We start from the raw sequence: 20,059 nt of genomic DNA on the forward strand, positions 1-20,059 counted from the left end.
AATTATAAATTTAGTTAAATATAAAATTACTTTAACGAGGATTATTAAAATTGTAATCAAAAAAAATTCAATTTTTCGAGCAAGATTCCAAAATTTAGAAAATATCTTTTTTCCAAAATCTTTAACAATAAAGTGGTATAATTGCCATAAAATACTTTAATTCGGGTTTATCATATGTCTGCATGGAATATCGCCATTGTTGGTGCGACAGGACAAGTAGGTTCTGCGCTAATTGAGTTATTAAATGACTCAAAAACTATTGAAATTGAAAATCTTTATTTAGTCGGTAGCGATAATAGCGCTGGCGAAGTAGTTCGTTTTGCCGGTAAAAATTTAACCGTCATTGATAGCGAGCAAATGGATTGGAGCCAATGCCATTTTGCCTTTTTTGTTGCAGGTACTAAAACTAGCGAAAAATATGCTCAAACAGCTGCTCAAGCAGGCTGTATCGTTATTGATGCGAGCGGATTTTTTGCTGATCAAGACCATATCCCATTAATTGTACCTAAAGTAAATAACAGCGTATTAACCGAATATCGCAATGAAAATATCATTGCTGTTGCAAGCCCAACCGTATCTCAATTATTACGTTGCGTTGCATCACTAACCGATATTCAATTACTGACTAATCTCCATTTAACCAGCTTTATTCCTTCATCATTATATGGCAAGCCAGGTGTGGATGAACTGGCAGGACAAAGCGCTAGATTACTCAATGGAATGCCAGTTGATAACGAGCTATTTGACAATCAACTTGCTTTTAACTTATTACCGCTTTCGCATGAGTCTGATCACCAAAGTTTAGGTGAACACACTCAAATTAACCAAATTCGTAAAGTGATAAGTAATTATGATTTACCTATCTCAATTGAATCCGTTATTGTGCCGGTATTTTATGGACTAGCTCAAGCGGTGAATGTTTCCAGTAGCTTACCCATTGAATTAGACATGGCTCGTTTTAGTGAATTTGGCGTTGAAGTAAAAAGTGAAGATTTACCAACCCCAGTAACCGAAGTCAATACCGAAGGTGAAAAGAACTTAACCATTAAACTCGCTAATTTACGACACAGCTATGGAAATTATGAACAAATTCAATTTTGGTCAGTAGCAGATAATATCCGTTACTTAGGTGGACTAATGTTAATCGAGACACTTGAGATCCTGATTAATGACTACCTCTAAAATTGCATTAGGTATCGAATATGATGGTAGTGGCTATTTTGGTTGGCAACGACAACAGCACGTTGACTCTATTCAAGAAAGATTAGAATCGGCTTTGTCTGTCATAGCTAACGAGCCAATAGCCGTATTTTGTGCAGGACGAACCGACGCTGGTGTACATGCCACAGGGCAAGTAATTCATTTTGAAACCAACGCTCAGCGCGGTGAGGCAGCATGGACAATGGGCGTAAACTCTCATCTTCCTGACAATATCGCTGTACGGTGGTCAAAAAGTGTGGATGACAGTTTTCATGCTAGATTTAGCGCAACGGCTCGACGTTACCGATATGTGATTTATAATCATCGTTATCGTCCAGCAATTTTGGCCAAAGGCGTAACGCATTATTATCTGCCATTAAATGAAGAACTGATGCACCAAGCGGGGCAATATTTATTAGGTGAAAATGATTTCTCATCATTTAGAGCTGCGCAGTGTCAATCACGAACGCCCTGGCGTAATATTCATCATATTCAAGTTACAAGACAGGGTGAATATGTTATTGTCGATATCAAAGCAAATGCCTTTGTACATCATATGGTACGCAATATTGTCGGAAGTTTGTTAGAAGTTGGTGCAGGTAATCAACCGCCACAGTGGATTGATGAGCTATTAAACGCGAAAGATCGTACTCAAGCTGCAGCAACCGCGAAACCTGAAGGTTTATATTTGGTTCAGGTAGATTATCCATTAGAATATCAAATTCCTGATTGCGCTTTAGGGCCATTATTTATAAAGTAAGCAAATTAGCTATAGATTAAATTAAATAAAAAGATGAATGCAATGAATACTGATGATTCAAATAAAGAACTCAAAAATCAAGACGCAAAAAAATCAAAAGTACAAAATATAAAATTACCACCTCACTCAATCGAGGCAGAACAAGCTGTGCTTGGTAGCCTAATGCTGGATAATCAGCGTTGGGATGTTGTTGCTGAAATGATTACCGACCGTGATTTTTATTCTCGTCATCACCAACTCATATTTTCAGAAATGCATACCTTAGTCAGTCGTGGTACCCCGATTGACTTAATCACTTTGTCTGAAAGCTTAGAAAGTAAAGACTTACTTGTTGATGTGGGGGGATTTGCTTATTTAGCTGAGTTATCGAAAAACACACCAAGCGCCATTAACGTAGTGGCCTATACCGATATTATCCGCCAGCAAGCGATATTGCGGGAACTGATTAGTGCTTCAAATGAAATTGCTGATAACTGTTACTCAACTGAAGGCCGAGACAGTACCGAAATTTTAGACTTAGCTGAAAGCAAAATCTTCCAAATTGCCGAAAGCCGTACTAAGCAGGGTGAAGGACCGAAAAATATTACCGATGTGCTAGAAGCTACCGTCGCAAAAATTGAAGAGTTATTCCAGCGTCCACATGATGGCGTGACAGGGGTCTCAACCGGCTTCCTTGATTTAGATAAAAAAACCGCAGGATTACAGCGTTCAGACTTAATTATTATTGCCGCTCGTCCATCAATGGGTAAAACCACATTTGCGATGAACCTTTGTGAAAACGCCGCTATGATGCAAGATAAGCCGGTACTAATCTTTAGTTTAGAAATGCCATCAGAACAGATTATGATGCGTATGCTGGCCTCGTTATCACGTGTTGATCAGACTCGTATTCGTACAGGCCAACTACAAGATGATGATTGGGCAAGAATATCGAGCACCATGGGATTACTGCTGGAAAAGAAAAACATCTACATTGATGACTCATCAGGATTAACCCCTATGGAGCTACGCTCACGAGCAAGACGAATTTACCGTGAACATAAAGGATTAAGTATGATCATGGTCGATTACTTACAGCTGATGCGAGTACCAAACATATCAGAAAACCGAACGCTTGAAATCGCCGAGATCTCACGCTCATTAAAAGCATTAGCCAAAGAGTTACAAATTCCGGTTGTTGCTCTTTCACAGCTAAACCGAAGCTTAGAACAACGCGCCGATAAACGACCTGTTAACTCCGACTTACGTGAATCAGGATCTATCGAACAAGATGCCGATGTAATTATGTTCATCTACCGTGACGAAGTATATAACGAAGCATCAGAACATAAAGGTATTGCCGAAATCATCTTAGGTAAACAGCGAAATGGTCCAATTGGTAAAGTACGCTTAACTTTCCAAGGTCAATTCTCAAGGTTTGATAATTACGCTGATACGGGTAAATATTTGGATGACGAATAATTGAAGTATCGTAAATGTGAAAAACAATACTTCAATTAACGCCTTATTTTTTTATTAGCGTAGATCCGATAAAACTGGGCAAGAGTAAAAATCACTGCTTGTAAAATCACAATACAAGCACTGGTTGACGCATCTATATGAAAACTGATTAAAGTACCCGTTACTGTCGAAAATACCGATACAATTACTGCAATCACTAACATCTTTTCAAAACGTTTAGTCAATAAAAATGCGGTTATGCCAGGCGCAATTAACATCGCAATAACTAAAATAACACCTGCAGCTTTAAGTGATCCAACAATAGTCAATGCTAAAATACTTAATAAACCGTAATGTAATAATTTAACTGGCAAACCAACTACTCTTGCTTGTACGGGATCAAAACAATACAGCATTAAATCCCGGCGTTTAATGATAACTAAAATCGAAACAATGCTTGCAATCGTAATAATTTGGATGAGTTCTTGATAGCTTGTTCCCAACACACTACCAAATAAAATATGATTCAAATGTTGCGACGTTTCCACTTTAGAAAACAGCACTAAACCAAAAGCAAACATTCCCGAAAAAACGATGCCCATCACAGTATCTTCCTTTATTCGACTGTTATCTTTAATGTAACCAGTAGCAACCGAACAAAATAACCCCGACGCAAATGCACCAATTATTAAAGGGATCCCAGCTAAATAAGCAAGTACAATACCGGGTAATACCGCGTGAGAAATAGCATCGCCCATCAACGACCAGCCTTTTAACACTAAAAAGCATGACAGTAGGGCGCAAACAATACCAGTAGCTAGCGCAGCTAGAATGGCACGTTGAACAAAAGGAATTGTAAGAGGATGATAGATAAGTTCCCATATCATACTGAACCTCCTTGTCTTGCTTGGCTGATTCGGCGTGAAATCACCCCTTGTCTTGGTGCAAATAAAAATGCTGCCAAAAAGACTAAAGTTTGTAATGTCACAATCACACCACCTGTTTCACCATTAAGGAAATAACTGATCCAAGCGCCAATTGCACTCGTCAGCGCACCGATGATAACTGAAATAATTAACAACCGTGAAAATCTATCGGTAAGTAAGTAAGCTGTCGCGCCAGGGGTTACTACCATCGCTATGACCAAGATTGCACCGACCGTTTGCAGTGCAGCAACAGTACAGGCACTTAAAATAGTAAAAAAAAGAATCTTTAACTGTAATGGTTTTAAGCCAATTGAACGAGCATGAGTTTCATCAAAAAAGACCACTAACAGATCCTTCCAAAAAAACAGTAGCAAAATCAGTGAAACTAAAATAATAATTTGCACTTGCCACATATCACTATCATCAATTCCCAAAATATTACCAAAAATAATAGTTTGCACATTAACAGAAGTTGGATTTAGTGAAATGATTAAAAGACCAATAGCAAAAAAGGTCGAAAAGATAAAACCAATAATAGCATCTTCTTTTAAACGAGTGAAAGCACGTACAATTGTTATTGATAAAGCTGCTAACAAACCGGTAAAAAAAGCGCCCACTGAATAAGGTAAGCCAAGCGCATAAGCACCTGCCACACCGGGCACTACTGAATGCGAAAGGGCATCGCCCATTAAAGACCAGCCCTTTAACATCAAAAACGCCGACAAAAATGCGCAAGCTGCACCAACAATACTACTTACCCAAATGGCTTTTAACATAAAGCCATAAGTAAAAGGTTCAAGAAGCAGTTCCATTTAGTGTTGCCCTTTAGTTTCAATAACAGTTGGTTCGACTAGAAAATCTTTGTGAGCCGAGTCATCATTGCCTTCACCATAAAATATAGCTGCCCGCTCATCATCAGTTAAAATAGACATTTTACGAGGATCTTCATCTTGGTGTAATTGTTCACCAGACAAGCTTAAATAACGTAGTGCGCCACCAAATGTCATCATCAAATTTTGTGGGGTAAATGTTGTTTTAGTTTCACCAAAAGCCAACACGGTTTGATTAATCAACACTACCTGATCACAAAACTCTGGCACACTACCTAAATTGTGGGTAGAAACTAAAATCAAATGGCCTTCATCACGAAGATCTTTAAGCAGATCGATAATGGCATTTTCGGTTTTCACATCAACGCCCGTAAATGGCTCGTCTAACAATAACACCTTACCTTGTTGAGCCAAAGCTCTAGCTAAAAAGACACGTTTTTTTTGACCGCCAGAAAGTTGACCAATCTGGCGATGCTTAAAATCCAACATATTGACTCGTTCTAGTGCCAGATCGACTTGTCTTTTATCTTCCTTACTTGGTATTCGTAAAAAAGACATATGACCATAACGCCCCATCATCACCACATCCGATACCAAAACCGGAAAATCCCAATCGACTTCTTCAGTTTGAGGAACATAGGCAATAATATTTTGCTTTAATGCTTGTTTTACCGAAATATCATTAAACGTCACTTGTCCTTTAGTGGGTTTTATCATCCCCATAATGCTTTTAAATAGTGTCGATTTCCCACTACCATTAACGCCGACAAGTGCACAGATAGTGCCACCATTCAAACGAAAACTCGCATCATGAATTGCTGTATGACCATTATTATAGGTCACGGTAATATCATCAACATTTAAGCAAATTTGAGTCATTATTTTTCGAATCCTTTAGCGATTGTTTCAACCGTCACTTTTAATAAATCGATATAAGTAGGAACAGGGCCATCTTTAGTAGAAAGTGAATCAACATACAACACACCACCATAAGTAGCGCCAGTTTCTTTACTTACCTGCTTAGCAGGTTTATCAGAAATCGTACTCTCACTAAATAAAACAGGTATATTATTAGCACGCACTAAATCAATAAGATGCTTAACTTGTTTAGGTGTACCTTGTTGCTCGGCATTAATCGGCCAGAGATACGCCTCTTTAAGATTATAATCACGTGCTAAATAACTAAAAGCGCCTTCACTGGTCACTAACCAACGCTGTGATTCAGGGATCTTAGCTAAACGCTCACGAAGTGGGGCATCAAGCGCCTTAATTTTTGCCACATATTCTGAGGCATTCTTATTATATATTTCGGCGTTTTTCGGATCATATTTAACCAAAGCCGCACGAATATTTTCGACATAAGTTAAAGCAAGTGTTGGTGACATCCAAGCATGAGGATTTGGATTACCTTTATAGCTACCTTCTTGAATCGGCATTGGCTCAATGCCTTCTGTTACGACAACTGAAGGCACATCTTTAATATCTTCAAAAAAGCGCTCAAACCAAAGTTCTAAGTTTAAACCATTCCACAACACCAAATCGGCAGACAGTGCTTTATTAATATCTTGTGGTGTAGGATCGTATTCATGAATTTCGGCGCCAACTTTAGTGATAGACTCCACAACCGCGGCATCACCAGCCACGTTTTGGGCAATATCTTGTATAACGGTAAATGTGGTAACAACTTTAAATTTTTTCTCATCAGCTGATGATGAATTGGTCAGACCCGTCAAAACCAGTAGCGATGCTAAAATCGCATTTAATAATGTCTTACGGCTTTTAAAAAAATTGAATTTCATTGATTAATCCTTATTGTATACTATCTGTTCGAACTCAATCAAGTACAGAAAATAAGCTGTAGATAAACGATCAGAAATGTACGAAATCCTTTTCTAGATTACTCCCTATTACTTTAAAAATGCAAAAATGATATTTTAAATGTTAATGAGAATTATTATCATTAATAAAATAAAAGTCAAATTTTTTATTACTCAATATTAAACAAAAATACAAAAAAAGCGTAGCCAGATACATCTATTAGAACGATAGATAATGTAGTGTTAAACTGGAGATGATATCGCACTCCATCAAAAAAGTAGAATGACAACTTATAAATAACGAGGCTAAATATGAAACTACGTAAAGTAATGATTATTGGTGTAGGAAATGTCGGTTCAACCACCGCTTATACATTAGTCAATCGTGGATTTTGTGAAGAGATCGCACTAGTCGACCTTAATAAAGACTTAGCCTACGGTCACGCACAAGATCTACTCGATGCCGCCGCTTATCGCCAAAACATGATAAAAGTCAGTTTACGTGAATCGACGGACTGTGCTGATATCGATATAGCCATTATTACTGTCACCTCAGGACTGGCACAAAAAAGCAGGGCAGAAGAGCTGTCAGGCACATCTAAAATCATGGCTAATCTTATTCCCAACATGATGAAAAGCGGATTCAAAGGCATATTCCTAATTGCCACAAACCCGTGTGATGCAATTACTTATCAAGTCTGGAAACTATCTGGTTTACCTCGTCATCGCGTCATTGGTACGGGTGTTTGGCTCGATACAGTTCGCTTGCGACGATTACTCGGCGAACAAATGGATATCGGACCACAAAGTATTGATGCTTTTATTGTGGGAGAACATGGTGACTCACAATTTCCGGTATGGTCACACTCTTCAATTTATGGCATAAATCTTAATCAACTTGAAAAAAATAAAATTAATTTTGCTGACATTGGTACTAAAGCTAAAAATAAAGGCTTTGAAATCGTCAAATACAAACACTGCACCGAATACGGCATTGCCAGCACGATTGCTGAAATTTGCCAACACATCTTCACCAACAGCCATCGAGCATTAGCATTAAGTTGTATTTTAGATGGTGAATATGGGTACAAAGATGTCGCTATAGGGGTACCGGCAATTTTAGATCAGCATGGTATTAAAAAAGTGATACAACTTGATTTTAACGATCAGGAAAAACAGCTATTTGATACAAGTATTAATATTGTGAAAGGTTATATTCAACATATTAATTAATCTTATTAAAGTTAAAACTTATGTCATACTTTTATCAGCCAATAGCGATAAGCATTTTATCTGATTCTATTTAAAGCCGATTAATAAATCGGCTTCTTGTACAATTTGATTTTTGATGATTGGGTAAATTAACGTCATAAAAATGGTGTATAGTCATTGTTGCAATTAATATGCAATCTTTTCTTACCACATTGAACACACTCAAAGAGATAACCAGTCAATGCGCCATCTTTGGATAATGACGTTCTTACTCCTCAATAATACGAATTGTTTCATGCAATTTTTTTAATTCAGCAGAACTAAGAAAATAACTTCTAGCATTATTAATATATTCAGCGATTTGTTTATATGTTTGCAAATTATCGGATATAGGATAACAGTCAATATAATCACTAAATGCCACGATATCATCAATATCGGCAAACTCTTGCTCGGTAAGTTTATTCAAATATTGCTGTAAATTTACAGTTTGACAGTCTACAGGAGGTTTTTTTAACCAAAACTGATTGTCACGAAACTGATAAGTTAAATCAATCGTTGTTTTATCTTCGTCATCATAAACAGAGTCTAGTTTAATATGAAATAGCTGATCTTTAATCATGGATGAAAAGTAAAATATGTGATCTTCATGTCTATCTTTTCCTGCTACCATTAATTCATCTAGATATTTTCCATTTTTGTCAAAAGCATTAATTAATTTGTTATCTTCGTTGAAACCTTCGCCTAGACTATCAAAAGCAAAAGTATAATCATAAAGTATAAATTTGATATCACCCATTTCAAAGCGACCAATAGCTTTTAGATTTTTTAGCGTATAATATTTGTCGACTTCAACAATTGGTTCATCATAATAGCTATAATCATTATCATCGAAATGAAAAAATTTGCTATCAACATATATTCCATTGGCGGTACTATTGCTATCAATAGGCATGGATAAAACAGGTAAACTTTGATAGAAGTCATCGAAGGAATCAAAATGCTTTCTATGATTAAATGAGTGATCATCCGCAAACACTACATAAGTGTTAAACAGAGTAAAAAATATCGCTAAATACAAAGTTGAAACTATTTTTTTCATTTTCCTATAAAATCCTTTTTATTACTAAATATTTACAATTTTTGCAGTCAGTATATTTCATGAAATAAGTTTTTCTTTCTGCAATGTTACATCTTTATAACTATTTAATCATGTAGATAAATTATGGCATTACTATTAACCAAAAATCCAGATTTATCTGATTGTTGAGACTAAAGCATTTAGTAATGGGATAATTATTGGAAATTATAGAAATAATGGAAAGTGGTGTTGTGATAGCAGCAATTTCGCCAATAAATTTAGGAAAGGTATCAGGTTTAGTTGAATAGAATAGTTAAATTAAACTGACTAGATTGTATTTTATTTGCCATTATATCGTTAACACTAAACGATATAATGGCATTTCTAGATTAAGCTTATTTTATCTATTTTGCCAAAAACTATTTTTTATCTGGTAATGCATAAGCAATAACATAATCGCCACGCACAGGAGATTGTCTTGCGCCACTAGCGGAAATCACAATATATTGTTTACCTGTTTTTGGTGAGATATAGGTTATTGGAGTACCTTGACTACCCACCGGTAATCTCGCTTTCCAAACTTCTTCACCTGTAACCGAATCAAAGGCTCTTAGGTAAAAATCTTGCGTAGCAGCAAAGAATAATAAACCTGATTTAGTCGCCATTGGTCCACCAATGGTCGGCATACCGATTGGAGCAGGTAAATGCATAGGTATACCTAAAATACCCGTATCCATAACTGTACCTAAAGGTTTTTGCCAAACCACTTGACGTGATTTAAGATCAATAGCTGTCATTGTGCCATACGGTGGTTTTTGACATGGCACGCCAAGAGGTGAGGTAAATCTTAAACGCATTGCACCAAAAGGTGTTCCTTTTTGTGGAACAATACCCATCTCAATCCCGCTTGAATTTTTCGGAATTTGGTCTTGAGGAATCATCCAATTTTTCAAGCCAATACGCATATCATTAACAAACATCAAATTGTTTTGAGGATCAACTGCCACGCTACCCCAGTTCATACCACCCAACGATCCTGGATATTGTAACGTTTTAGTCATACCCGGCGGAGTGAACAGACCATGATATTCAGAACCAACAAAGTCAATACGACAAAGAAGCTGATCATATGGTGTTGCTCCCCACATATCGAACTCAGTTAAGGTTTCATTACCAATTGAAGGCATCCCCACTGAAAATGGTTGAGTCGGAGAATAATATTCACCCGGAACATTACCTTGCGGAACTGGTTTTTCTTGGACTTCTGCAACAGGTTTACCCGTTACGCGATCAAGCATAAAAATTTGACCGGATTTTGTGGTTTGTACAATGACTTTTGTCACGCCACCATTTTCATTTGGAATATCATAAAGTAATGGTTGGGAAGGTAAATCATAATCCCATAAATCATGATGAGCCGTTCTAAATGTCCAACGAATTTGTCCTGTTTTACGTTCTAAAGCCACAATAGACGAATTAAAATCATCATCATAATGAGTTCGACCACCACCAAAAAAGTCTGGGGTTGCATTACCGGTTGGAGCATAAACAAGATCGAGCTCTGGATCGTAAGCTGTTGTTGCCCAAACGTTAACGGTACCGCGAGTATAAGTTTCATTTGCAGGTGGTACATCGGTAATATTTGGATTACCCGGATCCCACGCCCAAACCAAATTACCTGAATGAACATCAAAAGCTCGAACTACCCCGCCAGGTTCATTGATTGAAAAGTTATCGGCAACCCGTCCACCAACAACAATAACATCTTTGGCAACTAACGGTGCAGCAGTCGGTTCGTAATAGCCAGGCGGAATATCACCCATATTTTTCTTAAGATCCACAACGCCTTTATCACCAAAATCTTCACATAATTTACCGGTATTGGCATCGATGGCCATTAAACGGGCGTCAATAGTGTTCATAATGATTCTAGCTGAACAAGTCGCATTACTATTGCTAACATTATCTAAACTATCTTCATAATAAGCTAAGCCTCGACAACGCTCCCAGTTTGGAGTTGATGCTTTAGGATCATAGCGCCATTTTTGTTGACCTGAATCTGCATCTAAAGCAATCACAATATTTGTTGGGGTGCAGAGATAAACATTTTGGCCAATTTGTAATGGCGTATTTTGATCTTCCGGACCTGAACCGCTGTTATAAGGCACATAACCGGTACGATAAGTCCATGCGACTTGAAGATCTTTAACATTCTCTTTGTTAATTTGATCCGCTCCGGAAAAACGCGTCCCTTTAGTGGTATTCGCATATTGTTTCCAATCAAGCAGATTGTCTGTAGGTTTCAATTGATTGTTGGCTAAAGGTACTGCATTTTTAATTACATTATGTTCTTGGAACATAAACCCGAGCGAAACACAAAGCGCAACAAAAATAAACATACCGACAGCATACCCACCTTTGCCAGCTTTATTATCGCCTGTTTCATGTCTCTTTAATGTTGGATAAGCAAATGCAATAAGCATTGCAAAACCACCAAATACCATTAAACGAGAAAATAACGGCCAGAACTGCAAACCAACTTCATATAATGCCCAAACAATTGTTAAGGGATAAGCTAAAGCATAAAGCCATGCACCTTTTGTGTTTTGCTTAAATAAAAGAAATGAGGAAACGATTTGCACCAACCCCATTAATAAAAAATACCAACTACCACCAACGGCAACAAGTCGCACACCGTTAATGGTCAAAAACAGCCCGCTGATTAATAAAATTGTGGCAACAAGCCATAAATAAAATTTTTTAGCACCATTTATCTTTATCATGAATAATCCTTATACTTAATATTAATCTTACTATTGATTAAATTTCTCAGTTTAACTTGACGTTGTTTAATGAGTAATGGTAGAAAACGACGGGGGTAAAAGATGAACTCCTTAATTATTTATCATCATCCATCAACAAGGCAAAAACTTGTCTGATAAATATGCAATTAATATGCTCTCAATAATTGAGAAAAACAATAGGGGCATGAAAAATTTTTTTGACTTTTTTGCGACTAAAATTCACGTATTTTAGTATCCAAAAAAAATAAATTTTATGCTTAAAAATCAAATTATTAGTATAAATTTAACGCATACTTTATCACATAAAGCATATTAGTCTGATTGAATGTTTCGCCAGTTTAAACAAACTGAAAGGATTTCTTGCGTTTTTTATAACCAAAAAAAGTTGAGGAGCGGGGTTTTTTAATTCCAAAATAAATAGCTTAATAACCCTTTTTTCTATTAAAAAATAAAATCATTAAAAACCATAGGATTGTAAATCTATTAAAAAAAGGGTTTTTAATTTCCAAAATGTCTTTTGCCTTTGTGCAAATAATGTTTATAGTATGCAGTGTTCTAAATTTATGCCGAGTAGGTAGTTTAGAAATGCCTCCTGCGTTATATCGTGGGCAAAAATTTAATTTATGCCGAGTAGGTAGTTTAGAAATGATAACGTTAATGTTAAACAAGATAATGTAAGATTTATGCCGAGTAGGTAGTTTAGAAATTTGTAGTTAGCCCACTAATTTGAAATATACAGATTTATGCCGAGTAGGTAGTTTTCCCCTCCAAAATTTGAGGAACGTTTTTTTTGAAGTCCGAATATTTCGTTCCTTAAATTCACAAAAAACTAATATCAATCGCGTGTTATTTTTTGTAAACGCTTTTCTTTACGATGACTGGTTGTTAAAAAAATATATTGTCCTTAATTTTTTTAGTCACTATACTTTTTACATTGTTTTATTTAGACGACTAAAATTAAATCGATAAATAATATCAATAAATCTAAAGGACAATTGATAGGGTGGTCGAACATGAGTGATAATTTTCAACCGGTAACCGATAACTTAAATTCGTCTAAGCAAAGCTCAAAATATTTATTTTTCAAGAAAGCTTATTTTTTCTCATACTTAAGCACCATTCAGCTAACTATTGCGTACTTCTTTTGTCGATCCAATTTATTCCAGCAGATTTTTTTTGCGCTTTTATTTTCTCTCTCTTTTTACAGCCACGCACTAAAACCTAAACAGACAAATGTTATTAACGATAGCAAGCCGTATTTAACCTTCAATGGTAATCGTACCTGTACCGTTAATATCGACAACCTGCTCGAAATATCTTTATCAGATGGAACACGATACACGCCTTCAACCAATAACTCATCAATTAACAACCCAATCAAGCTGCCTGGTCGGAGTTTTGCCGATATTAGTATGTTAGTCCCAACTAATATCAACTCAGTCGCATTAAGTACCTTTATCGGTTCGAAGTATACTCATTCGGGGGATGATGTGAACACAACCGGCACTTTAAATGTATCTATCGTCGATAAAAATAACCAAGCGGTATCACGCAATACCGTGTTAGATATTTGTAAGGCACCTTATCAGGTTAAATTAAGCAGTACAGCTGGTTCGTTTAATAATGGCGAGTCTACTAGTTGTAATTTCAGTGCCAGTAATGTGACATATTATATTACTCCTAACGAATCATCAGCAGTATGTTTCGCTAGGCCTAATTTAAGATTAGGTAAACTTAATGAGAAAGGTCTTTCTCACGACTACCGTGGTCCGGCTTCAGTGTGGAATCCTGATAAAGGTTTTCTCACTCAATCATCTTACAACTTAAACTTCCCTACTACTGGTGCTCATGGTTTGTACTTTGATTTACTCATTGAAGGTAGTAATAAACCGTTGTCTTGGTCACCGGTTTCTCATGGTGGTATAACCGCTACCATGACCAATTCTACAGCTACAAGTGTACGCGTAACCTTAACCGGTCCTGTTGCAACTGAATCACAATCGAATTCTAGCAACCCTGGTCTTATTTCTAAGCCTACTTTGCCCCAAACATTTGAGTTAGTCGGTCGCGATAGTAGTGGTAACCCTGTCGTCAAGTATGGATTTGAGTTAAAGCAGTGGTTTATCCATCAAGGTATTAGCACTTATTTAGATACATTATCTTGGTGTAAGAGTATTGGTTATCGACCTACTAAAATTAATGATCTAACAAATGCATCTTGCCGTGGGACTAATCACGGTTCTTGGTGTAAAGATTCAGTCGGCGCTACACCGTCGTCACCTAATAATTTATACCAGCGTCAAATCGGTGCTGGTCTTTTTACGGAGTGGGGCGCAATGGATTACTACTCGGGAGCTGGGTTTTACCTTTATGGGTACTGGGCTAATGACTTGACGACTGACTTAGATATCCTCAATACTCTTGGTCAGTTTTACGTGGCCTCAGGTAGTGGTAGTATCGATAGGATCGACACTATCCATAGCATCTATGGAATTTGTACCTACCCTTAGTCCTTACTTCTAAATCCTTATGACTGGAGCTTTTGGGATAGTAAAAATAGCGTCAAAAAAGGTAGCTGATTCAAAGAGTCAACGGGGTTGTCCTATAAAAAGCGATTTTATAGCATAGATTCGCATAAACTACCTCGACTGAGGTAGTTTAATTTGAGTTTTTTTAAAGCAAAAAAAAGTTGAGGAGTGGGGTTTTTGGGGATTCAAAATCCTGCTTTGAAATATTGTCTTAAATAAATAATTCCGCTTTAAACTTTGGCGTTTTTTAGTAGCCGTTTTTTTGCATAAAAAAGTTGAGGAACGGGGTTTTTGGGATTCAAAATTTCACTTAAAAAGTTTTAAATGATCAAACTTACTAAATTTCTAATTCAAAGCCCTAAAATAAAATTTCCGAGGATCTTTAATCATTTATTTAAAGATTTATAATGACAAAATTTTCAATTAAAACAATAGTTAATCAATTATGAATTAGATCCTTTTTAGATCCTGTTTACAAAAGTTAACGCAACTGAGCGAAAAAAAGTGTTGCATCGTGTTTTTCCAATCACTATACTTTTTACACGGTTTTAGCTACTAAGCTAAAATTTGACATAAAAGTACAAAATCACAAATAAATCAAAAAATTACTTGACAAGGTAGTCTAAAATGCATTATAATTTTCAACAGGCAACAGGCAACAGGCAACCTGGCCAACCTATCTTTTAAATTCGTCTAAGTCCATCACCCAGTTTAAATTTTTCACTGAAACTTATTTTTCCACGCAATCAAGTGAAATTCTGCGAATTTTCGCACGATCGCTTCCGCGATCCTCTTCTCGATCTTTTTTCCGATCCTTTTTCGGATCCAGTTTTCGATCCTTTTCCGAATTATCCCGGCAGATTGTTTTTTCCGTGGTCTTTTTCCTTCCTTTTTCTGGTCACGCATTGACATCACAGACAACAGCAAATCAGATACAGGGTACTCCACCTTATCTGACTTTCGACGGTGGTCGTACACGTGCTGTCGATGCTAACGGTCTGCTTGGGATTACACTATCTGATGGTACAGAATATACGCCATCAACCAATCCTACATCTTCTTCAGCTCCAATCGTCTTGCCGGTTGAGGGTCAGAGTTTTGCTGATATTCGTATGTTCGTTCCTACTGATACAAATTCAGTCGCTTTGAGTACACTTATCGGTCCTCCTAATAATTATTGGGGTGATGATGATGGTGATTCTGGTGTTACTGCTACAGGTTCTTTAAGTTTATCTATCGTCGATAAAAGAGGTCAATCTGTATCACGTAATTCCGTGTTAACGACTTGTAATTCTCCTTATAAGGTTACGTTATCTAGTTCTGACGGTACATTATCTACACGTTATGGATTTCCTAATCGTAGTACTTTCAATGCAAGTAATGTGACTTATTACGTCAATCCTAAGGCTGGGCCAGTGGTTTGTTTTGCTCGACCTAATTTGAATTACGGTACAGGTAATTATGCTGGCCCAGCTTCAATGTGGGACCCTGCCAAGGGTTTTCTCACTCAAGAAACAGACCCGTCACGTTACGGTCAAAACTTTCCTACTACAGGTCTTAATGGATTGTACTTTGATTTAGATATTAGTGGTAGTAGTCAGCCATTGTATTGGTCTCCAGTTTCTCGGGGTGGTATCACAGTCACAATGTCTAATCCTACTGCTACAAGCGTACGCGTTACTTTAACTGGTCCTTACGCTACTCAATCCCAAATGACTTCATCCTATCCTAGTAGTATTGCTAAACCTACTTTGCCTCAGACCTTCGAGTTGGTCGGTCGTGATAGTAATGGTACTCCAGTCGTCAAATATGGTTTTACTTTGAAGCAGTGGTTCGTGAACCGTGGTGATAGGCTGGCCACTCCTTCTAATACATTATCTTGGTGTAATAGTCTTGGTTATCGAATGCCTAGCGTAAAGGATTTAACCAATGCATCTTGTCGTGGTCTTAATTCAGGCGATTGGTGTCGTGGTTCAGTCGGCGCCACCCCTTCCTCCTCTGATAATTATTTTATGCGTCATATAGGTTCAGGTTTTTTCACGGAGTGGGGTCGTATGTCTGCTTACTCTGGCGTTGGCTTCAACGACGGTAACTACTGGTCTAGTGCCCCGGCTGCTGGTAGTCGCCACTTTAACGTGAGCGCCTTCAAGGGTAACGTGTATTGGCACTACGACTTCACCTCCGGACTTTGCTCCCATCCTTAGTTTTTATTTTTTCGTCCTTAATCCTTAAGGCGGGGCGGGGGGGATAAAAAATAGTGTTGAGTGATTAAAAGCAAGCTGACTCAAGGAGTCAACGTCGTTTAGCCATAAAAAGCGATTTTGTGGCTAAGCGGCAAAAATGCTGGGCACCGAGGTGGTGGTTAAAAATATTGATATTAAAGGAGTAATATAAAATGAATATTGAAGACAAAATAGCGTTAAGTAAAAGTCCGGTTCAGTTTATTGCCGAAGGTAATTTTTTAAAGCTTTATAATCAATCATTATATGTGGTTGAGCAATTATTGGGTTTTAGCTTAAAGGTAACGGCAAAGTATATAAAAAAAATAGACCAAATTATCGTTTGCGGTGGGTTTCCTACCCGTTCTATTACTAAACGCTACCCTAATGCCAGCCCTAATTTAACGGGTTATGAGTTATTGGGTGATTATGATTTAAGTGGCTATGATTTATGGTACCAAAAGCATTGCCAAATACCGAAGCAAAAAACACCACAATCCCTTCTCACAACATCTCAAGAGGTAAACGAACAGTTAAACGAACTCCACGATATGAATAAACCCTTAACGGTTCAGCATCTATTATTTTTACAATCATGGCAGGCAAATAAATATCCTGCTATGGTAGATAGTGCGTTTATTCAGGAATTAAAAAACTATTTTAGTGATTAATAGCAGAGTGATGTCGAAAATAAATCATCCACCCCAACTAGGGTGTTTTTTTTAAGTTTTTTATCGAAAAAAAGTTGAGGAGCCGGGTTTTTAGGGGGTAAAACACGTTTTTACAGCTCCGCATACATCGCTTAACACATTTATTTTTTAGGTGCTTCATAGAAATTTGAAGAGCGGTTTTTTTGGAGGTATCTAAAATCAAAAAAATCACAAATTTTTATGGCGATAAAGTGACCAATTTTTAAAGGTATGTAAAGTCGATATTTTTAATTAGCACAATAGTTAACCGATCATTTTTTAGATATTTTCGTGATTCTCTTTACGAATGTTAGCAATTAAGTCTAATGAGAGCTATTGCATCGTATTTTTGCCGTCACTATAATCTTTAACAGTTCTAGCTTTGAGAATTAAACTGCAAAGCATTAATTAAATTCAAAATTTACTTGACAGGAATGTTGTTATGCATTATAATTTTCACCATGCACCATGCACCATGCACCTTGGTCAACCTATAATTTAAATTCGTCTAAATTAAGCTCCCAATTTTCATTTTTCCGAGAACTTCATTTTTTCATCTGTTCAAGCAAAATTCTACGAATTTTGGCGCGATCGTTTCATCGTTCCAAATTATTTCGGCTGATCTTTGTCGTACTATTACTTCCTTCTTTTAGCCATGCATTAACCGTTAATACCTCGAATTCTATTCATGGAAATGAGCCATATTTAACTTACGATGGCGGTCGTACTCGTGCGGTTAATAATGACGGTTTGCTCGGGATTACACTATCTGATGGTACACATTATACGCCTTCTACCAATTCTTCATCTATAACTCCAATCTCCTTGCCTGTTGAGGGACAGAGTTTTGCTGATATAAGTATGTTCGTCCCAACTAATACTAATTCAGTCGATTTAAATTCTCTTATTGGTCCTCCTAATAATTATTGGGGAGATGATGATGGTGATAGTGATGTTACTGCTACAGGTACGTTAAGTTTATCTATCGTCGATAAAAGCGGTCAAACGGTATCACGTAGTACAGTGCCAGAGATTTGTAACGCACCTTATCGTGTTATGTTATCCAGTACTGACGGTACATTATCGACTCGTTACGGTATTCCTAATCGTAGTGATTTCCGTGCTAGTAATGTGACTTATTACGTCAATCCTAAGGCTGCGTCTGTGGTTTGTTTTGTCAGACCTAATTTGGATTACGGTACAGGTAATTATGCTGGTCCGGTTTCGATGTGGGACCCAGCTAAGGGTTTTCTCACTCAAGAAACAGACCCGTCACGTTACGGTCAAAACTTTCCTACTACAGGTCTTAATGGATTGTACTTTGATTTAGATATTAGTGGTAGTAGTCAGCCATTGTCTTGGTCTCCTGTTTCTCATGGAGGTATCACAGTCACAATGTCTAATTCTACTGCTACAAGCGTACGCGTTACTTTAACTGGTCCTTACGCTACTCAATCCCAGATTAATTCATCCAATCCTAGTCGTGTTTCCACTCCATCTTTGCCTCAGACATTCGAGTTGGTCGGTCGAGACAATAATGGTAATCCAGTTATTAAATATGGTTTTACTTTGAAGCAGTGGTTCGTCAACCGAGGTTCTAAGTATGACACTTATCCTAATACATTATCTTGGTGTAATAGTCTTGGTTATCGAATGCCTCGCGTAAGGGATTTAACAAATTCAAATTATAATAATTTAGGCACCACCCCTTCCTCACCTAGTAAGTATTACATGCGTCATATAGGTTCTGGTTTTTTCACGGAGTGGGGCAAAATGGATGATTATTCAGGCGCTGGCTTCGGCTACGGTTGGGTCTGGACTAGTGACCCGAATGGTAGTGACCAGTATGTCGTGGACACCAACGACGGTGACGTGGGTTGGTTCTACTACGACATCTACGGACTTTGCTCCCATCCTTAGTTTTTATTTCTTCGTCCTTAATCCTTAGGGCGGGAGTGGGAGTGATAAAAATAGTATTTAGTGATTAAAAGTAAGCTACGAGTCAACGTCGTTTAGCCATAAAAAAAGCGATTTTGTGGCTTAGCGACGCTTCAATTACCCGCCTAGGCGGGTTTATTTTTTTGGTATTTTATCTCAAAAAAAGTTGAGGAACCGGGTTTTTGGGGTTCAAAATCCTGTTTTGCAATGTTGCCTCAAGTAAATAATTCCGCTTTAAACTGTGGCGCTTTTTAGAAATCCTGTTTTTCCATCAAAAAAAGTTGAGGAACGGGGTTTTTGAAGTTTTAAATTTCACTTAAAAACTTTTAAATGATCAAAATCACTAAATTTCTAATCAAAAACCTTAAAATAAAATTTTTGAGGATCAATTACCCTAATTTCAAAGATTTGTAATAACAATATATTTAAATAAAACAGAAATTAACCAATTATAAATTAGATCCTTTTTAGATCCTATTTACAAAAGTTAACGTAAATGAGCGAAAAAAAGTGTTGCATCGTGTTTTTCTAATCACTATACTTTTTACACGGTTTTAGCTACGAGGCTAAAATTTAACAGAAAAGTATAAAATTGTAAATTAATCAAAAAATTAC

14 protein-coding genes are annotated in these 20,059 nt (G+C 37.0%); 8 read left to right on the forward strand and 6 right to left on the reverse strand.

Going from position 1 to position 20,059, the window contains the following annotated elements; all coding sequences use genetic code 11:
• The first annotated feature begins 174 nt into the window (after positions 1-174).
• From J3U23_RS07310 to dnaB, 3 genes are read left to right on the forward strand one after another with little or no spacing between them, the layout of a single operon-like run.
• Positions 175-1,182 carry an aspartate-semialdehyde dehydrogenase gene (locus J3U23_RS07310; protein WP_220225772.1) on the forward strand — a complete coding sequence of 336 codons (1,008 nt, stop codon included), beginning with the start codon at positions 175-177 and terminating at the stop codon, positions 1,180-1,182.
• A complete protein-coding gene (gene truA, locus J3U23_RS07315) occupies positions 1,169-1,960 on the forward strand; it encodes a tRNA pseudouridine(38-40) synthase TruA (RefSeq protein ID WP_267338891.1) in 792 nt (263 codons plus the stop codon). The genes J3U23_RS07310 and truA overlap by 14 nt, the downstream gene beginning before the upstream one ends.
• 33 nt (positions 1,961-1,993) lie before the next feature.
• The gene (gene dnaB / locus J3U23_RS07320) at positions 1,994-3,421 is read left to right on the forward strand and encodes a replicative DNA helicase (protein WP_416380095.1); all 1,428 of its coding nucleotides are present in this window, start codon (positions 1,994-1,996) and stop codon (positions 3,419-3,421) included.
• A gap of 35 nt (positions 3,422-3,456) precedes the next feature.
• On the opposite strand, the gene J3U23_RS07325 is transcribed toward dnaB, so the two are convergent.
• Genes J3U23_RS07325 through J3U23_RS07340 form a run of 4 tightly spaced genes read right to left on the reverse strand, consistent with a single transcriptional unit; the run spans position 3,457 to position 6,955 of the window.
• Positions 3,457-4,287 carry a metal ABC transporter permease gene (locus J3U23_RS07325; protein ID WP_324169849.1) on the reverse strand — a complete coding sequence of 277 codons (831 nt, stop codon included), beginning with the start codon at positions 4,285-4,287 and terminating at the stop codon, positions 3,457-3,459.
• Positions 4,284-5,138 carry a metal ABC transporter permease gene (locus J3U23_RS07330; RefSeq protein ID WP_267338893.1) on the reverse strand — a complete coding sequence of 285 codons (855 nt, stop codon included), beginning with the start codon at positions 5,136-5,138 and terminating at the stop codon, positions 4,284-4,286. The genes J3U23_RS07325 and J3U23_RS07330 overlap by 4 nt, the downstream gene beginning before the upstream one ends.
• Positions 5,139-6,035, reverse strand: coding sequence for a manganese/iron ABC transporter ATP-binding protein (locus J3U23_RS07335; protein WP_081303320.1), 897 nt, complete (start codon positions 6,033-6,035; stop codon positions 5,139-5,141).
• The gene (locus tag J3U23_RS07340; RefSeq protein ID WP_267338894.1) at positions 6,035-6,955 is read right to left on the reverse strand and encodes a metal ABC transporter substrate-binding protein; all 921 of its coding nucleotides are present in this window, start codon (positions 6,953-6,955) and stop codon (positions 6,035-6,037) included. The genes J3U23_RS07335 and J3U23_RS07340 overlap by 1 nt, the downstream gene beginning before the upstream one ends.
• A gap of 330 nt (positions 6,956-7,285) precedes the next feature.
• Between J3U23_RS07340 and J3U23_RS07345 the strand changes: the two genes are divergently transcribed.
• Positions 7,286-8,206: an L-lactate dehydrogenase gene (locus J3U23_RS07345; protein WP_220225776.1), complete on the forward strand. Its 921-nt coding sequence runs from the start codon at positions 7,286-7,288 to the stop codon at positions 8,204-8,206.
• A 247-nt stretch (positions 8,207-8,453) separates the two neighbouring features.
• Here J3U23_RS07345 and J3U23_RS07350 read toward each other — a convergent pair whose 3' ends face one another.
• Together J3U23_RS07350 and J3U23_RS07355 are read right to left on the reverse strand one after the other, a co-directional pair.
• The gene (locus tag J3U23_RS07350; RefSeq protein ID WP_267338897.1) at positions 8,454-9,287 is read right to left on the reverse strand and encodes a hypothetical protein; all 834 of its coding nucleotides are present in this window, start codon (positions 9,285-9,287) and stop codon (positions 8,454-8,456) included.
• A 398-nt stretch (positions 9,288-9,685) separates the two neighbouring features.
• Entirely contained in the window at positions 9,686-12,049 is a 2,364-nt protein-coding gene (locus J3U23_RS07355) for a membrane-bound PQQ-dependent dehydrogenase, glucose/quinate/shikimate family (RefSeq protein ID WP_267338898.1), read from the reverse strand.
• A 1,034-nt stretch (positions 12,050-13,083) separates the two neighbouring features.
• Here J3U23_RS07355 and J3U23_RS07360 point away from each other — a divergent pair.
• The 4 genes from J3U23_RS07360 to J3U23_RS07375 all read left to right on the forward strand — a co-directional run bounded on the left by J3U23_RS07360 (position 13,084) and on the right by J3U23_RS07375 (position 19,426).
• Complete coding sequence (locus tag J3U23_RS07360) at positions 13,084-14,580, forward strand: hypothetical protein (RefSeq protein ID WP_267338899.1); 1,497 nt, start codon at positions 13,084-13,086, stop codon at positions 14,578-14,580.
• An 890-nt stretch (positions 14,581-15,470) separates the two neighbouring features.
• A complete protein-coding gene (locus J3U23_RS07365; RefSeq protein ID WP_267338900.1) occupies positions 15,471-16,802 on the forward strand; it encodes a hypothetical protein in 1,332 nt (443 codons plus the stop codon).
• 191 nt (positions 16,803-16,993) lie between these two features.
• Entirely contained in the window at positions 16,994-17,488 is a 495-nt protein-coding gene (locus tag J3U23_RS07370; protein ID WP_267338901.1) for a hypothetical protein, read from the forward strand.
• Between the two features lie 600 nt (positions 17,489-18,088).
• Entirely contained in the window at positions 18,089-19,426 is a 1,338-nt protein-coding gene (locus tag J3U23_RS07375; RefSeq protein ID WP_267338902.1) for a hypothetical protein, read from the forward strand.
• Positions 19,427-20,059: the final 633 nt, after the last annotated feature.

It is taken from the genome of Gilliamella sp. B3367 (assembly GCF_026536825.1).
GTDB classification, from domain to species: domain Bacteria; phylum Pseudomonadota; class Gammaproteobacteria; order Enterobacterales; family Orbaceae; genus Gilliamella; species Gilliamella apicola_E.